The organism is Ensifer adhaerens, assembly GCF_001270265.1.
GTDB classification, from domain to species: domain Bacteria; phylum Pseudomonadota; class Alphaproteobacteria; order Rhizobiales; family Rhizobiaceae; genus Ensifer; species Ensifer adhaerens_B.
Genome location: NZ_LGAP01000001.1, coordinates 103,216 through 119,018, shown reverse-complemented (window position 1 = coordinate 119,018; position 15,803 = coordinate 103,216). Strand labels below are relative to the sequence as shown.

14 protein-coding genes are annotated in these 15,803 nt (G+C 62.9%); 6 read left to right on the top strand and 8 right to left on the bottom strand.

Going from position 1 to position 15,803, the window contains the following annotated elements; all coding sequences use genetic code 11:
* Window positions 1-10: 10 nt before the first annotated feature.
* On the bottom strand, window positions 11-1,579 hold the full coding sequence (locus tag AC244_RS00525) for an MFS transporter (protein WP_152975842.1): 1,569 nt from the start codon (window positions 1,577-1,579) through the stop codon (window positions 11-13).
* Between the two features lie 134 nt (window positions 1,580-1,713).
* A complete protein-coding gene (locus AC244_RS00520; protein WP_053246913.1) occupies window positions 1,714-2,157 on the bottom strand; it encodes a MarR family winged helix-turn-helix transcriptional regulator in 444 nt (147 codons plus the stop codon).
* Between the two features lie 331 nt (window positions 2,158-2,488).
* Between AC244_RS00520 and AC244_RS00515 the strand changes: the two genes are divergently transcribed.
* Window positions 2,489-3,991, top strand: coding sequence for a replicative DNA helicase (locus AC244_RS00515; RefSeq protein ID WP_025426442.1), 1,503 nt, complete (start codon window positions 2,489-2,491; stop codon window positions 3,989-3,991).
* A gap of 18 nt (window positions 3,992-4,009) precedes the next feature.
* On the opposite strand, the gene AC244_RS00510 is transcribed toward AC244_RS00515, so the two are convergent.
* The 3 genes from AC244_RS00510 to AC244_RS00500 all read right to left on the bottom strand — a co-directional run bounded on the left by AC244_RS00510 (window position 4,010) and on the right by AC244_RS00500 (window position 5,946).
* Window positions 4,010-4,315: an AzlD family protein gene (locus tag AC244_RS00510; protein WP_053246912.1), complete on the bottom strand. Its 306-nt coding sequence runs from the start codon at window positions 4,313-4,315 to the stop codon at window positions 4,010-4,012.
* Window positions 4,312-4,965 (bottom strand): AzlC family ABC transporter permease, encoded by a 654-nt coding sequence (locus AC244_RS00505; protein ID WP_053246911.1) that lies wholly within the window; start codon window positions 4,963-4,965, stop codon window positions 4,312-4,314. The genes AC244_RS00510 and AC244_RS00505 overlap by 4 nt, the downstream gene beginning before the upstream one ends.
* A gap of 123 nt (window positions 4,966-5,088) precedes the next feature.
* Window positions 5,089-5,946 (bottom strand): AraC family transcriptional regulator, encoded by an 858-nt coding sequence (locus AC244_RS00500; RefSeq protein WP_053246910.1) that lies wholly within the window; start codon window positions 5,944-5,946, stop codon window positions 5,089-5,091.
* Between the two features lie 155 nt (window positions 5,947-6,101).
* Here AC244_RS00500 and alr point away from each other — a divergent pair, with 155 nt between their 5' ends.
* The 5 genes from alr (at window position 6,102) to AC244_RS00475 (ending at window position 11,946) form a co-directional block, all read left to right on the top strand.
* Window positions 6,102-7,241: an alanine racemase gene (alr, locus tag AC244_RS00495; protein ID WP_053246909.1), complete on the top strand. Its 1,140-nt coding sequence runs from the start codon at window positions 6,102-6,104 to the stop codon at window positions 7,239-7,241.
* A 157-nt stretch (window positions 7,242-7,398) separates the two neighbouring features.
* On the top strand, window positions 7,399-8,802 hold the full coding sequence (gene radA / locus AC244_RS00490; protein WP_053246908.1) for a DNA repair protein RadA: 1,404 nt from the start codon (window positions 7,399-7,401) through the stop codon (window positions 8,800-8,802).
* 132 nt (window positions 8,803-8,934) lie between these two features.
* Window positions 8,935-9,558, top strand: a complete 624-nt coding sequence (locus tag AC244_RS00485) for a CvpA family protein (RefSeq protein ID WP_053246907.1) — start codon at window positions 8,935-8,937, stop codon at window positions 9,556-9,558.
* A 144-nt stretch (window positions 9,559-9,702) separates the two neighbouring features.
* Window positions 9,703-11,193 (top strand): amidophosphoribosyltransferase, encoded by a 1,491-nt coding sequence (gene purF, locus AC244_RS00480; RefSeq protein ID WP_053246906.1) that lies wholly within the window; start codon window positions 9,703-9,705, stop codon window positions 11,191-11,193.
* A gap of 12 nt (window positions 11,194-11,205) precedes the next feature.
* A complete protein-coding gene (locus tag AC244_RS00475; RefSeq protein ID WP_053246905.1) occupies window positions 11,206-11,946 on the top strand; it encodes an SDR family NAD(P)-dependent oxidoreductase in 741 nt (246 codons plus the stop codon).
* Window positions 11,947-12,022: 76 nt separating this feature from the next.
* Here the strand turns inward: AC244_RS00475 and pssA are convergent, their stop codons facing one another.
* From pssA to AC244_RS00460, 3 genes are all read right to left on the bottom strand, one after another.
* The gene (pssA, locus tag AC244_RS00470; RefSeq protein ID WP_053246904.1) at window positions 12,023-12,898 is read right to left on the bottom strand and encodes a CDP-diacylglycerol--serine O-phosphatidyltransferase; all 876 of its coding nucleotides are present in this window, start codon (window positions 12,896-12,898) and stop codon (window positions 12,023-12,025) included.
* Between the two features lie 9 nt (window positions 12,899-12,907).
* Complete coding sequence (locus tag AC244_RS00465) at window positions 12,908-13,606, bottom strand: phosphatidylserine decarboxylase (RefSeq protein ID WP_053246903.1); 699 nt, start codon at window positions 13,604-13,606, stop codon at window positions 12,908-12,910.
* A gap of 113 nt (window positions 13,607-13,719) precedes the next feature.
* Window positions 13,720-15,612 carry an ABCB family ABC transporter ATP-binding protein/permease gene (locus AC244_RS00460; RefSeq protein ID WP_053246902.1) on the bottom strand — a complete coding sequence of 631 codons (1,893 nt, stop codon included), beginning with the start codon at window positions 15,610-15,612 and terminating at the stop codon, window positions 13,720-13,722.
* Between the last annotated feature and the right edge of the window lie 191 nt (window positions 15,613-15,803).

Below are 15,803 nucleotides of genomic sequence, written 5' to 3'. Positions count from 1 at the left end.
ACTCTGTTCGTCAAGAAGATAAGGCGGTTGCGGGAGGCGCCATGCGCGCCGCAATCCGCTTGTAAAGGATATGCGCCAGCAGGCCGGTCAGCGCGCAAAGGGCGATGACTGACGCCAGCAGGAAGGCATCGTTGTATGCGAGAATGTTCGCCTCGCGGGTCACCTGCTGCCCCAGCAGCGCGACGCCCTCGCCGTTCAACAAGGCCCGATCGCCGATCACCCGGCCATAGCTTGCAGCCAGCTGGCTGATGCGCTGGGCGATGGCCGGGTTCGACATCACGATCTGCTCGGCCAGCACATTGGAGTGAAACTTCTCCCGCAGGGTGACGAAGCTGCCGAAGGTCGCGGTGCCGATCAGTCCGCCGATGCTCTGGGTAAAGAGGAAGATGACGATGAAGCTGAGAATGTAGCTCGGCCCCTTCATCAGCGCCGCCTTGAAACCGCTGGCCATGGCCGGCGGCAGGAACAGGGCGGTTCCAGCGGCGATCATCGCCTGGCTGAGATACATCTGCTCGGGTCGCGTCAGATTGGTCGCCTGGCTGTCGATATAGGCACCGCCCGCCAGGAGGCTCAGGGCCAGAACATGCACGAACTCGGCATGATCCGGCTTCATCAGCGCGGCGCACAGGATGCCACCGGCGATCGATGCGCCAAGAATGATCCAGTAAAGCGTCGCGACCTGCTCGAACTGCAATCCGAGCAATTGATAAAAATTTGCGGCGATGGCGGATTGCTCGGACGCGACCAGACGAAAGATCAGCAGCACGGCGGTAAAGTGCAGGATCTCCCTAGAGGCGAGCCAGCGAACGTCGATCAGCGGCAGCTCGCGGTTGAGTTCGATCAGTACCACCGCCGTCAGGGCCACGATCGCGACGGCCAGAAGCACGCCGAGCCATGGCGCTTCGAACCACCAGTAGAGCCGGCCCATCGTCAGCACGATAGCGATGCAGCCAAAGCCGAGGGCCACCAGTAGGTAGCTCAGGATATCGGTGCGCTGGATGATCTTGGCGTGCGGCACCGGTGTCAGCGGCAGCAGGTAGATGATCGGCAGGGCCATCAGCGCGAGAGCCATCTCGAGCGTATAGAGCCCATGCCATTGGCCGTATTCGATCAGCGTCGGCGAAATCAACCGGGTGATCGGCGCCGAAATGGTCGTGCATGTCAGCGCCAGGGCAAGGCCGACCGTCAGCTTGCGCGCCGGCGGAAAGGCCTCCAGCATGTAGAGGAAACCGAGCGTCGACATCGGCGCGGCCGCAATGCCACTGATGAAGCGAACGACGATCGCCGAATGCAGATCGGAAACGAAGACGTTCATCAACGAGACGATCACGAAGCCGACGATGCCGATTTCGGCAAACCGCCGCAGGCCGTATTGCGCGCGGATTTTGACGAGCGCGATCGAGAGCGAGACATTCGGCGCCATGTAAGCCGCCGAAAGCCACGCCGCCTCGATCGAGGTCGCGGAAAGCGATCCCTGAACCTGGGTGAGATTGGCCAGCGCCAGGTTCATACCGAGGCCCTGGGTTAGGAACAGCAGTGCCGAGCAGACCACGTAAATCGCCGACCTGGTAACACTCATCGGCTGTGGCGCTGGTGCTGCCGCCGCCGGTACTTGTTGAGGCGTGGGGTCGTCTGCGGGCACCTCCGCCTCGTCTTCGACAAGGGCACCCCTGTTGGCGTTTGCTGCAGCGCTTGCGGCGGCACTCATCGACATCATTCCTTCGCGAGCGATTGGACGTTGTCGGCGATGGTGCGAACGACCTTCAGGGCGGCCGCGACCTCGTCAGCGTCGACGCCCTGCAGCACTTCTGCCCGGATCTCATCGGCAAGCTTCAGGATCTCGTCGGCAATGGTTCGTCCAAGCTCGGTCATGTGGATCTGCTTGGCCCTGCGGTCCGACACCTCGACCCGACGCTCGATGAAACCCTGCTTTTCCATGCCATCCAGAAGCCGCACGATCGTCGGCGTTTCGATGTCGAGTTCGTCGGCCAGCTCGCGCTGGTTCAAGCCGTCCTTCTTGGTCAGGGCAAACAGCGCCCTCGCCCGCGCCAGGGTCAGGCCGCGCTCCTTGACGCGGGCATCGAAGACAGCCCGCAGCTTGCGATTGACCATCGACAAGGCGTCGAACAATTCGCGGTTCACGATGGGTTGATACATAGTACCTTTTCCATATTAGTAGCATGCTAATTATTTTGCCACTATCTAATCTATGTGGTGGAAACTTTCAAGACGGCGTTTTGAGCGGAACGGCAAACGGCGCTAGAATTCGGTGCAATCGCGGGTCGCAGCGATTCGCAGCGTCAATGTCGTTTTTCATGCAGATTTTATTTTTTGCGCTTTTGCGGCGCCGGCCTGTGGATCAGTCGAACAACGGGCAAAGGCAATGGGCCGCGTCACATGGCCAACGACTGTGGCACTGCTGCACTTGACCCGCAAAGACGCAGACATCAAACCGGGTGCACACCAGAAGAGGTAGAGACGAACGACCATGAACGACGCAGCGCGAAAGCTCGCCCCTATCGGCAAGGACCAGTCGGACCAGCACTACCGCGAGGCGCCGAACAACCTTGAAGCCGAACAGGCGCTGCTTGGCGCTATCCTCGTCAACAACGATGCGTTCTATCGCGTCTCGGACTTTCTGAAGCCGGTCCACCTGTTCGAACCCCTGCATCGCCGCATCTACGAGGTCGCCGGCGACATCATCCGCATGGGCAAGACCGCCAACCCTGTGACGATCAAGACTTTTCTGAAAGCCGACGAAAAGGTCGGCGACCTGACGGTCGCGCAGTATCTTGCGCGCCTTGCGGCCGGCGCCGTCTCGATCATCAATGCGGAAGACTACGGCCGTGCAATCTACGACCTGGCGCTGCGCCGCTCGCTGATCACCATCGGCGAGGACATGGTCAACATCGCCTTTGACGCACCGCTCGACATGCCGCCGCAGGGCCAGATCGAAGATGCGGAACGACGCCTGTTCGAGCTTGCCGAAACTGGCCGCTACGACGGCGGCTTCCAATCCTTCAACGACGCAGTGGCGCTTGCCATCGACATGGCCGGTGCGGCGTTCGAACGCGACGGCAGCCTGTCCGGCATTTCGACCGGCATCCTGTCGCTCGACGCCCGCATGGGCGGCTTGCAGCGTTCGGACTTGATCGTGCTTGCGGGACGTCCGGGCATGGGCAAGACCTCGCTTGCCACCAACATCGCCTACAACATCGCCGCCGCCTACGACCCGGAGGTCCAGGCGGACGGTTCGTTCAAGGCCAAGAATGGCGGCGTCGTCGGCTTCTACTCGCTGGAAATGTCGTCCGAGCAGCTCGCCACGCGTATCATTTCCGAGCAGACCGAAGTCTCCTCCTCGAAGATCCGCCGCGGCGACATCTCCGAAGCTGACTTCGAAAAGCTGGTCGCCTGCTCACAGATGATGCAGAAAGTGCCGCTATTCATCGACCAGACCGGTGGCATCTCCATCGCCCAGCTTTCCGCCCGCGCGCGCCGCCTCAAGCGCCAGCGCGGTCTTGACTGCCTGGTCGTCGACTATATCCAGCTCATGACCGGCTCGGGCAAGTCCAGCGACAACCGCGTGCAGGAAATCACCCAGATCACCACCGGTCTGAAGGCGCTCGGCAAGGAGCTGAACGTGCCGATCATCGCGCTGTCGCAGCTCTCCCGTCAGGTGGAAAGCCGCGAAGACAAGCGCCCTCAGCTCTCTGACCTTCGTGAATCGGGCTCGATCGAGCAGGACGCCGACGTCGTGCTCTTCGTGTTCCGCGAAGAATATTACGTCAAGAACCTCGAGCCCCGCGACGAGTTCGATCCGAAGTACGACGAGTGGAAGATGAAGATGGAGCAGGTGAAGGGCACGGCCGACGTGATCATCGCCAAGCAGCGTCACGGACCGACCGGCACGGTCAAGCTCGCCTTCCAGTCGGAATTCACCCGCTTTACCGATCTGGCCGACCCGTCGTTCACCCAATACGAAGAACACTGAGAACGGCTGGGGGCGTCTTTACGCCCCCAACGCCATTCTGAGGATCGCCACGGTCACAACGCCGGCCGCGACTGCGGCGAGCAAAGGCAACCGCATGGCGACGAGGGCCGTTACCACCGCAGCGATCGTTTCCGCCGGCCCGGTGACCAGCGCCGTCGGCGCGATCACCGCCATCAATACGGCCGGCGGTATCGCCTCCAGGGCTCGCCGCTGCGCCTCTCCGATCGTCACAAACCGAATGAGCACCAGCCCGCCGATGCGGGTGGCAATGGTCGCGATTGCCATCGCGACGATGGCGAGAAGAGTGTTCGGATCAACCGTCATGCGCGCACCTCCTGACTGCGGCTGGCAAACAGCGCGACCGCGACCCCGGCGACAGCACCGGCGGCGATGTACCAGACGCCTGGGAGAAACTGGTGCGTCAGCACTGCTGCAGCGGCACTGGCCGCCAGCACCGCCCCGGTCTCGCGGCCTTTCCAGAAACCGAGCACCAGCACGATGAAAACCGCGGGAAAAGCGAAATCAAGCCCCGTCACTTTGGGATCTCCAAGGAAAGCGCCCAGCAAGGCGCCGGCAAGGCTCGTCGTCACCCAGACGAAATAGAAGGGCACGGCGACGCCTGCGAACCAGGCTGGCGTCAGCTTGCCCTCTTTCGCACGCATCTCGGCCATCGCCCATATTTCGTCGGCAAGCAAAAGCATCGAGGCGTATTTCGCCGGACCGGAGAATCCTTGCAGCTTGGCTCCGAGCGACGCGCTCATCAACACATGCCTGGCATTGACCAGCAAGGCCGAAAACGCCAGCGCCGCCCAGGACGCCGGATGCGTCCAGATGTCCATGGCGACGAATTGCGAGCCACCGGCAAAAACCAGCGCACTCATCAAGGTCACTTCCGCGCCCGATAGCCCCTTGCCCGCGGCAACGGCGCCGAAAACGAGCCCAATCGGCATGACCGCCACGATGAGCGGCGCCATCGCCGTGGCCCCGGCTCGAAAGTTTGGAATGAATCCCGTGTCGCTCAAAGTTCATGCCTCCCGACCGATAACGAACGGAGCACACCTAAACGCGCCAGGACGAGGCGTATTGAACGAAAGTGATCAACCGGCGCGGAAGGCACCGGGCGTGACGCCGGTTCGGGCCTTGAAGTGGCGGCTGAAATGCGCCTGGTCGGCAAAACCGCATTGATAGGCCGTGTCGACGGCCGACCAGCCGTGCCGCAGCAGCGTCTTTGCCGCCCGCACGCGCTTGTCGGTCAGGAAGGCATGCGGCGTGATGTGAAACTGCCGCCGGAAGGCCCGGATCAGATGGGCGCGGCTGAGGCCAGCGACCCTCGCCAGTTCCTCGAGGCCGATGTCCTGCGTGTAGTTCTCGGTGAGATAATCGCGCGCCCGCTGCACCGCAGACTGTTCCTTCGTTTCGACCGGTACGATGATCGTGCTGCCGTGCCGCTCGAACATGGTGGCAAGCACACCGAACATGCGTTCCTCGGCTTCGAGCGCGCCAGTCGCGTGTTCAAGCGCCTTGTGTGCGTGATAGAAGGACTGGGCCAGATCCGGATCACGCAGCATGCGCCTGGAAAAGGACGGCGTTCCCTTGAACGGCCGCCCCGTGACATCCTCAAGGATGTTCACCAGCAGTTCCGTGCTCGGATAGACCATGCGATAGCGATAGCCGCTGCCGCCGGGATGACCATCGTGGATCTCGTCGGGATTGATGAGGTAGAAGTCGCCGGGGCCTGCTTGCGACCGTTCGCCCCTGATCTTGCTGATCTGCGAGCCTGCTTCGATCGCGCCTATGCTGAAGGTGTCGTGCGCGTGCGGCGCAAATTCGTGCGTGATGAAGGTGGCTGTCAGGCATTCCATGCCATCGAACCGGGGATCCCGCCAGAATCGGGTCCGTTCCGCGCCTTCCAGCGGCATGGCATCGATGGCCTGTTCCTGCGAAATCGTGTGCATGCCGCGATCCTAGCGTCCGCAACGACACGCGTCTTGCACAAAAGTGCTCTTCGCCCGTCCGGTCCAACCGAACGCCGCGATGCGACAGCAGGGCATTTGCGGGCAAGCGTGGTTGGCTGTATTGCTCTTTTCATCGTCCACGCAGAGTGCCAGGCATGCTCAGTCCAGAATTTCTCTCCGCCTCCAACCGGCTCACGATCGACCTCAACGCATTGGCAGACAATTGGCGCTCGATGAATGCCCGCTCGGGCAAGGCTCGTGCCGCTGCCGTCTTGAAGGCCGATGCTTACGGCCTCGGCATCGACGAGGCGGCGCCCGCGCTTTATGCCGCCGGCGCCCGCGACTTCTTCGTCGCCAATGCAGAGGAAGGTGCCGATCTGCGGCCGCTGGTGCCCGAGGGCCGGATCTACATTCTGGCCGGCATGTGGCCCGGAAACGAGGCGCTGTTCTTCGACAACGATCTGGTGCCGGTGATCAATTCGGAGGAGCAGCTTGCCGTTTTCATGGCGGCGCTGTCCGAGCGCGGCGACCATCCTTGCGTGCTGCATGTCGATACCGGCATGAACCGCCTGGGGCTGTCGGTCGAGGAAGCCGCCGCTCTCGCCAACGACCCGGCGCGGCCGGCCAGCTTTTCGCCTGTTCTGATCATGAGCCACCTCGCCTGCGCCGACGACCCGGGCAACCCGCTCAATGGTTATCAGCTCCGACGCTTTCGCGAAGCCACGGCCGCATTCGAAGGCGTTGATGCCAGCCTCGCAAACTCCGGCGGCGTGTTCCTGGGCAACGACTACCATTTCAACCTGACGCGTCCGGGTATCGCCGTTTATGGCGGCGAAGCGGTCAATGACGTCGCCAATCCGATGAAGCCGGTGGTGACGGCCGAAGCTCGCATCATTCAGGTGCGCAACATCGCGTCCGGCGGTCATGCAAGCTACGGAGCATCGGCCCGCTTCAACCGCGACAGCCGCATTGCCACGGTCGCCGTCGGTTATGCCGACGGTTACCACCGGTCCGTCTCGGGCGGTGGCGTGACCCTGCGGCAGGCAACGCCTTCGGGCGCATTCGGCTTTCTGCATGGCCAGAAGGTGCCGCATGTCGGCCGGGTGACGATGGACCTCAGCCTCTTCGACGTCACCGACCTCCCGGAAAATGCCGTGCGCCCCGGCGACTATATCGAGCTTTTCGGTCGGCATATCGCCGTGGACGACGTGGCGCGTGCCGGCGGCACGATCGGCTATGAGATGCTGACGAGCCTCGGCCACCGCTACGAACGCCATTATGTCGGCGCCGTCTGAGGCGGCTATCGAAGCGATACTTTACAGTCCGTTGCCGAAAATCACCTTTTGTTCCGCGTTTCACGGCATTATGTGAAGGCAAAAGTGATTCTCCGATCACCAGCCGTGTCGCCTGATGCGACCCGCTGAAGTCCCGGCACTGTGAAAGTCGTATCCGATGGCGAAAGCCCGCACACAATTCGTCTGCCAGAACTGCGGCACCATTCATACCCGCTGGGCCGGCAAGTGCGAGGGCTGCGGCGAATGGAACACGATCATCGAGGACGACCCGACCGCCGGCATCGGCGGCGGTCCCTCCCGCGCGCCGAAGAAGGGGCGTCCGGTCGCCCTGACCACGCTTTCCGGTGAAATCGAGGACGCTCCCCGCATTCAGACCGGGATATCCGAGCTCGACCGCGCCACCGGAGGCGGCTTCGTTCGTGGCTCCGCCTTGCTCATCGGCGGCGACCCCGGCATCGGCAAATCGACGGTGCTGATGCAGGCGGCAGCGGCACTTGCCCGGCAGAAGCACCGCGTCATCTACGTTTCGGGCGAAGAGGCCGTGGCCCAGGTGCGCCTGCGCGCCCAGCGGCTCGGTGCTGCCGACAGCGACGTGCTGCTCGCAGCCGAAACCAATGTCGAGGACATCCTGGCAACGCTTGCCGAGGGAAAGCGCCCCGACCTCGTCATCATCGACTCGATCCAGACGCTGTGGAGCGACATCGTCGATTCCGCACCCGGTACGGTCACTCAAGTGCGGACCGGCGTGCAGGCGATGATCCGCTTTGCCAAGCAGACGGGAACCGCCGTCGTGCTCGTCGGCCACGTCACCAAGGAAGGCCAGATCGCCGGTCCCCGTGTCGTCGAGCACATGGTCGATGCGGTGCTCTACTTCGAAGGCGACCGCGGCCATCACTACCGCATCTTGCGAACCGTGAAGAACCGCTTCGGACCGACCGACGAGATCGGCGTTTTCGAGATGTCGGACAGGGGGTTGCGCGAGGTCGCCAACCCATCGGAACTGTTCCTCGGCGAGCGCAATGAGAAATCGCCTGGCGCCGCGGTCTTTGCCGGCATGGAGGGAACGCGACCGATCCTAGTCGAGGTGCAGGCGCTGGTGGCGCCAACCTCGCTCGGTACGCCGCGCCGCGCCATCGTCGGCTGGGATTCCGCCCGCCTCTCCATGATCCTCGCGGTGCTTGAAGCCCATTGCGGCGTGCGCCTCGGGCAGCACGACGTCTATCTCAACATCGCTGGCGGCTACCGGATTTCCGAGCCTGCCGCCGACTTGGCTGTGGCTTCCGCACTGGTTTCGTCGCTTGCCGGGCTTGCCCTTCCGGCTGATTGCGTCTATTTCGGCGAAGTCAGCTTGTCGGGCGCCATCCGGCCGGTTGCGCATACCGCTCAACGCCTCAAGGAAGCCGAGAAACTCGGTTTCTCGCAGGCTGTTCTGCCATCCGCCTCAACCGAATTGCCGAAAAACGGCAATGGCCGGTGGAGCGAGTTGGAAAGCCTGCCGGATCTGGTGGCGCGCATCGCGGGATCGCGAAACGCCCTGAGGCCGGTTGAGGACGCAGATTGAAGGTGCGGGTGCTGCAAGCGGCTCCACGAGGCGCCGTCTGAGCAGGCTGTAATATGCCCTGAACATCAGGCAGGGCCGACGGCGGATAGGCTTGAGGAGACCCGGACGAACCGGGTTCGGAGTAAGGACAAAATGCCCATTACAATTCTCGACGGTATCGTTCTCGGCGTCGCGCTGTTTTCAGCAATCCTGGCAATGGTCCGAGGCTTCTCGCGCGAGGTGCTGTCGGTTGCCAGCTGGGTCGGCGCGGCGGCAGCGGCCTACTTCCTCTATCCGCACCTCCTGCCCTATGCCAAGCAGTACACCAGCAGCGACACGGTCGCGCTGATCGGCTCGGCGGCAGTGATCTTCCTGGTCGCGCTGATCATCATTTCCTTCATCACCATGCGCGTCGCCGATTTCATCATCGACAGCCGCATCGGCGCGCTTGACCGCACGCTCGGCTTTCTCTTCGGCGCCGCACGCGGCATCCTGCTTGTGGTCGTCGCCATGCTGTTCTTCAACTGGCTGGTCGCTCCGCAGCAGCAGCCGGGCTGGGTGACACAGGCGAAATCCAAGCCGCTGCTCGACAATCTCGGCAACAAGCTGATCGCGCTTTTGCCCGAGGAAGCCGACGCCACCATCCTCGACCGCCTGCGCGGCAAGGACACGACCGGCGAAGGCGAAGGCGAGACCCCGGCCGGCACGCCCGGACAGGCACCGTCGGGTTCGCCCGACCAGGCGCCGGTTGACGACGCCCCCGCCACCAGCGGCTGAGACATGGAAAAACTGCCGACAAAGCCCGCTGCGCGGGCTTTGTCCTTTTGGGAATAACGCTGACGTCCGTTTTCAGCTAAGATCGCTTGAAGACGGCGGGCCTGATCACGATATGCGCACCGGCACGGAGCAAAGGCGACTGTGATGACCGATCTGAGATCCACGGAAATCCATGACGAAATCGATGGCGACACCCTGCATGAAGAGTGCGGCGTGTTCGGCATCCTGGGGCACCCGGATGCAGCGGCGCTGACGGCGCTCGGCCTGCATGCGCTCCAGCATCGCGGCCAGGAGGCCGCCGGTATCGTCACCTTCGACGGCAAGCAGTTCTGCACCGAAAAGCGCATGGGCCTCGTCGGCGACCACTACACCGACCCCGCTACCCTCGCGAAGCTCCCGGGCTTCATGTCCATCGGCCACACGCGCTACTCGACGACAGGCGAAGTGGCGCTGCGCAACGTCCAGCCGCTCTTTGCCGAACTGCATGAAGGCGGCATCGCGATTGCCCATAACGGCAACTTCACCAACGGCCTGACGCTCCGTCGCCAGATCATCTCAGATGGCGCCATCTGTCAGTCGACCTCCGATACCGAAGTCGTCCTTCACCTTATCGCCCGTTCCAAGCATGCCTCGACCACTGACCGCTTCGCCGATGCGATCGCGCAGGTCGAAGGCGGCTACTCGATGCTGGCGCTGACGCGCACCAAGCTGATTGCCGCCCGTGACCCGCACGGCATCCGGCCACTCGTCATGGGCGAACTCGACGGCAAGCCGATCTTCTGCTCGGAAACCTGCGCACTCGACATCATCGGCGCCAAGTTCGTGCGCGATGTCGAGAATGGCGAAATCATCATCTGCGAGATCCAGGCCGACGGTTCGATCTCGATCGACTCGCGCAAGCCGCTGGCTCCGCGGCCTGAGCGGCTGTGCCTGTTCGAATACGTCTATTTCGCCCGTCCGGATTCGGTCGTCGGCGGTCGCAGCATTTATGTCTCGCGCAAGAACATGGGCATCAATCTCGCCAAGGAGTCACCCGTCGAGGCGGACGTGGTGGTTCCGGTGCCGGACGGCGGTACGCCGGCCGCGCTTGGCTATGCGCAGCAGAGCGGCATTCCCTTCGAATACGGCATTATCCGCAACCACTATGTCGGCCGGACCTTCATCGAGCCGACGCAGCAGATCCGCGCCTTCGGCGTCAAGCTGAAGCACTCCGCCAACCGCGCGATGATCGAAGGCAAGCGCGTCGTGCTCGTCGACGATTCGATCGTTCGCGGCACCACTTCGGTCAAGATCGTGCAGATGATCCGCGATGCCGGCGCACGCGAGGTGCATGTGCGCGTCGCCAGCCCGATGATCTTCCACCCGGACTTCTACGGCATCGACACGCCGGACCGCGACAAACTGCTGGCCAACCAGCATGCCGACCTCGCTTCCATGTGCCGCTTCATCGGCGCGGACTCGCTCGAGTTCCTGTCGATCGACGGCCTCTACGAGGCTGTCGGCGGCGTCAAGCGCGATCCCAAGTCGCCGCAGTTCACCGACCACTATTTCACCGGGGACTATCCGACCCGCCTTCTCGACCAGGAAGGCGCCAGCAACGTCCGCAAACTCTCGGTTCTCGCCAGCAACGGATAATCAGACAATAAAATGACGATCAATTTGAAAGACCGGGTCGCCGTCGTCACCGGCGCATCGCGCGGTATCGGCTATTTCACCGCTCTCGAACTCGCCAAGGCTGGCGCCCATGTCGTCGCCTGCGCCCGCACCGTCGGCGGCCTCGAAGAATTGGATGACGCGATCAAGGCGGTCGGCGGCTCGGCGACGCTCGTTCCCTTCGATCTCGCCGACATGGCGGCGATCGACAAGCTCGGCGGCGCGATCAACGAGCGCTGGGGCAAGCTCGACATCATGGTTGCCAATGCCGGCGTTCTCGGCACCATCTCGCCGATCGGCCATGTCGAGGCCAAGGTGTTCGAGAAGGTGATGAACATCAACGTCAATGCGACCTGGCGCCTGATCCGCACGCTCGAGCCGTTGCTGATCAAGTCCGACGCCGGACGTGCGCTCATTCTCTCCTCGAGCGCCGCCCACAAGTGCAAGCCGTTCTGGGGCCCCTACTCCGCCTCTAAGGCCGCTGTCGAAGCGCTCGCCCGCACCTGGGCCGGCGAGACGCAGCGGCTGCCGCTGCGCATCCTCAGCGTCGACCCCGGCGCAACCCGCACCGCCATGCGCGCCCAGGCAATGCCCGGCGAAGATCCGGAGACCGTGCCGCATCCGGCCGAAGTCGCAGCCCAGTTGCTGCCGCTGGTCGGTCCGGACCAGACCGAGACCGGCAAGCTTTACATCGTTCGCGAAAAGAAGATCGTCGATTATCGCCTGCCGGAGTGACGGTTACCACAAGCCCGGAATCAAGAAGGCCACCGTGTTTCCACGGTGGCCTTTGTCTTTGCCTTGATGGCAAGCTTCAGTCCTTGTCGCCCGGCAAGCCGTCGCCGCCATGGGCGGGATGGGCGGGCCAGTCGCCGCCATATTTGCGCTGCCACGAGCGGGCGCCGAACGGCAGCGTGATCAGGTAACCGAGCGCCGTCACCGCCATCGTCTCCCAAGTGTATGTCATCAGCGTCGCGACATAGAAGACGACCACGAGAATGACCGGCAGGACGAGATCGCGGCGCACGCGGCTGTTTTCCGACTTGCCCGACCAGACCGGAAGGCGGCTGACCAGCAAGAAGGCAATCAGCACGGTATAGCCGGATGCGATCAGCGCCATGGTGCGCTCGGGCGCCAAGCCCAGCAGGCCGAGATAGACGGGTAGCAGCACCAGCATGGCGCCTGCCGGCGCAGGAACGCCGACGAAATACTCCGACTGCCACGCGGCCTTGGACTGGCGCTCGGCCATGACGTTGAAGCGCGCCAACCGCAGACCGCAGGCGATCGCGTAGATCAACGCCGCAATCCAGCCGATCGAGCGGGCCTGATCCAGGATGAAGACGTAGAGAACGAGAGCCGGTGCAACACCGAAATTGATGATATCGGCGAGCGAGTCCATCTGGCCGCCGAAATTCGACGTCGCCTTCAGGAGGCGGGCGACGCGACCGTCGATACCGTCGAGAAAGGCTGCAAGCAGCACCATGGCAACCGCCAATTCGATGCGGTTTTCAAAGGCGAGCCGGATGCCGGAGAGACCCGCGCAGATCGCCAGCACAGTGATCATGTTCGGGATCATCAGGCGCAGCGGTATTTCGCGCAGTCGAGGGCCGCGGCCGGTATCTTTGGAACCGTTCGCCTCGCCCGCGGCTTTCGGCGGTTCGGCCGGGTTTTCCTGTCGAGGACCTTCCATAGGGGCTCCTTATGCGCGACGGCTGATGACCGGGCCCTTGGCCGAGCCGAACTCGGCAAGCACGGTTTCACCGGCAATCGCGGTCTGGCCGAGGCTGACGCGGGGCTCTACACCATCAGGCAGGAAGACGTCGAGGCGCGAACCGAAGCGGATGAGGCCGAAACGCTCACCGGCGTCGAGCGAGGCGTTTTCATACTTCCAGCAGATGATACGGCGGGCGACGAGACCGGCGATCTGCACGACGCCGATAGCACCATGCTTGGTCTGGATGACGAGGCCGTTGCGCTCGTTCTCATGGCTGGCCTTGTCGAGCTCGGCGTTGACGAACTTGCCGGCGCGGTAGGCGATGCGGCTGATCGTACCGGTCACCGGCGCGCGGTTCACATGGCAGTTGAAGACGTTCATGAACACCGAGATGCGCAGCATCGGCTCGGGGCCGAGACCCAGTTCGTCCGGCGGCGTCACCATGGCGATCGACGAAACGCGGCCGTCGGCCGGGCTGATCACCAGATCGTCGTCGATCGGCGTCATGCGCTCGGGATCGCGGAAGAAATAGGCGCACCAGGCGGTGAGCAGGAAGCCGATCCACGTCAGCGGCTCCCACAGGAAGCCCAGCACCAGCGACACGACGAAGAAGATCGCGATGAAGCGATAGCCTTCCTTGTGCACCGGAACGAGCGTGTTGCGCACCGTATTGACCAAGCTCATGAACTCTACTCCAGATTTGATGTGGAACGTGACCTAGCGCGAAATGCCGCCCGCGGCAACGCTGGCCGCCCGGCAGCGACAAAACACGTCGCGATCAGCCAAAGACAGTATCGTCAAACGGCCGGCTCCCCGCGCGTCACGATGCCAAGGTCGTCGCTCTCGCGCACACGCTTCAATTGTTCTTCCGCCTGGGTCGCCTCACGCTGACGGCTCCACATGGAAGCATAAAGTCCGTCGCGCTCGATCAGTTCCCCATGCGTGCCGCGCTCGGCAATCACGCCGTCCTTGAGCACGATGATTTCATCGGCATTGATCACCGTCGAAAGCCGATGGGCTATGACCAGCGTCGTGCGGTTGCGGGAAACAACGTCGAGCGCCGACTGGATTTCCTGTTCCGTGCGAGTGTCGAGCGCCGAGGTTGCCTCGTCGAGGATGAGGATCGGCGGCGCCTTGAGGATCGTGCGGGCGATAGCGACGCGCTGCTTCTCGCCGCCCGAAAGCTTCAGCCCGCGCTCGCCGACCATCGCCTGGAAACCTTCGGGAAGCGACTGGATGAAGCTGGCGATCTGCGCTGCTTCAGCCGCCGCCACGACCTCCGCCTCGGTGGCCGAGACGCGGCCGTAGCGGATGTTGTAGGCAATGGTGTCGTTGAACAGCACCGTATCCTGCGGCACCATGCCGATGACCCCGCGCAGGCTCTTCTGCGTCACATCGCGCACATCCTGCCCGTCGATGGTGATCGTGCCCTGCTGCACGTCGTAGAAGCGATAGAGAAGCCGCGAGAGCGTCGATTTGCCTGCACCTGAGGGACCGACGACGGCAACGGTCTTGCCGGCCGGCACCTCGAAGCTGATGCCCTTGAGGATCGGCCGCGCCGAATCATAGGCGAAGTGCACGTCCTTGAAGGCAATGGCACCGTTGGCGATGGCAAGCTGTCGCGCATCCGGGCGATCGACCACTTCGGCTTCGACGTCGAGCAGATCGAACATGTGTTCGATATCGGTCAGGCCCTGGCGGATTTCGCGATAGACGAAGCCGATGAAATTGAGCGGGATGGCAAGCTGGATCAGCATCGCATTGATGAAGACGAAGTCCCCGAGCGTCTGTTCGCCGCGCTGCACCGCGAGTGCCGACATGATCATCATGACGGCCGTGCCCGCACCAAAGATCACCGCCTGGCCGAAGTTGAGCCAGCCGAGCGACGTCCAGACCTGGGTCGCCGCCTTCTCATAGCGCTCCATGGATCTGTCGAAGCGCTTGGCTTCCATCTCTTCGTTGCCGAAATATTTGACCGTCTCGAAGTTCAAGAGCGAGTCGATCGCCTTGGTATTGGCGTCGGTGTCGCTGTCGTTCATGGAGCGACGGATGGCGATGCGCCAGTCGCTCGCCTTGACGGTGAACCAGATATAGAGCCAGACGGTGATGGCCGTGACCAGCAGGTAGCTGAAACCGTAGCCCCACCAGAAGATCACCGCGGTCAGCAGGAATTCGATCAGCGTCGGAACACTGTTCAGAATGGTGAAGCGAACGATGGTCTCGATGCCCTTGGTGCCGCGCTCGATGACGCGCGACAGACCACCGGTGCGCCGCTCCAGATGGAAGCGCAACGACAGTTGGTGCATGTGCACGAACGTCTTGTAGGCGAGTTGGCGGACCGCGTGCTGCCCGACGCTGGCAAACAGCGCGTCGCGCAGTTGATTAAGCCCCGCCTGCAGCAGACGCGCGAGGTTATAGGCAAGCACCAGCATGACCGCGCCGGTCAGGAATTGCGGCAGGAAGCCCAGCGCGTCGGGCTTGTTGTTGAGCGCATCCGTCGCCCACTTGAAGAAATAGGGAACGAGGATCAGCACGACCTTGGCAATCACCAGGATGATCGTTGCCCAGACGACCCGAAGCTTCAGATCCGCCCGATCCGAAGGCCACATATAGGGCCACAGGTTGACGATGGTCCGAAACGGATTGCTCGTATCGGCGGAGATCGTCTTCGTCTGGTTTGCAGGTGCCACGTCTTGATCCGCTTTCACTCTTTCGCACGCCCCGGGCGGACGGTCATGCCAATCCACCGGCGTCGCGCAATTACGGCTCTGCGCCCCGTACCCTGGACAAGGACATCGGGGCACATCGTCGCCATTCAATGAAAAGCGGCGTCTCGTTGAAGACGCCGCCTTATTTGACAGATAGGTCTCCGTCGACACCA

Coding starts and splice junctions, on each gene's coding strand:
- AC244_RS00525 (WP_152975842.1), bottom strand. CDS start 1,579: ATGAGTGTTACCAGGTCGGCGATTTACGTGGTCTGCTCGGCACTGCTG.
- AC244_RS00520 (WP_053246913.1), bottom strand. CDS start 2,157: ATGTATCAACCCATCGTGAACCGCGAATTGTTCGACGCCTTGTCGATG.
- AC244_RS00515 (WP_025426442.1), top strand. CDS start 2,489: ATGAACGACGCAGCGCGAAAGCTCGCCCCTATCGGCAAGGACCAGTCG.
- AC244_RS00510 (WP_053246912.1), bottom strand. CDS start 4,315: ATGACGGTTGATCCGAACACTCTTCTCGCCATCGTCGCGATGGCAATC.
- AC244_RS00505 (WP_053246911.1), bottom strand. CDS start 4,965: ATGGCGCCGCTCATCGTGGCGGTCATGCCGATTGGGCTCGTTTTCGGC.
- AC244_RS00500 (WP_053246910.1), bottom strand. CDS start 5,946: ATGCACACGATTTCGCAGGAACAGGCCATCGATGCCATGCCGCTGGAA.
- alr (WP_053246909.1), top strand. CDS start 6,102: ATGCTCAGTCCAGAATTTCTCTCCGCCTCCAACCGGCTCACGATCGAC.
- radA (WP_053246908.1), top strand. CDS start 7,399: ATGGCGAAAGCCCGCACACAATTCGTCTGCCAGAACTGCGGCACCATT.
- AC244_RS00485 (WP_053246907.1), top strand. CDS start 8,935: ATGCCCATTACAATTCTCGACGGTATCGTTCTCGGCGTCGCGCTGTTT.
- purF (WP_053246906.1), top strand. CDS start 9,703: ATGACCGATCTGAGATCCACGGAAATCCATGACGAAATCGATGGCGAC.
- AC244_RS00475 (WP_053246905.1), top strand. CDS start 11,206: ATGACGATCAATTTGAAAGACCGGGTCGCCGTCGTCACCGGCGCATCG.
- pssA (WP_053246904.1), bottom strand. CDS start 12,898: ATGGAAGGTCCTCGACAGGAAAACCCGGCCGAACCGCCGAAAGCCGCG.
- AC244_RS00465 (WP_053246903.1), bottom strand. CDS start 13,606: ATGAGCTTGGTCAATACGGTGCGCAACACGCTCGTTCCGGTGCACAAG.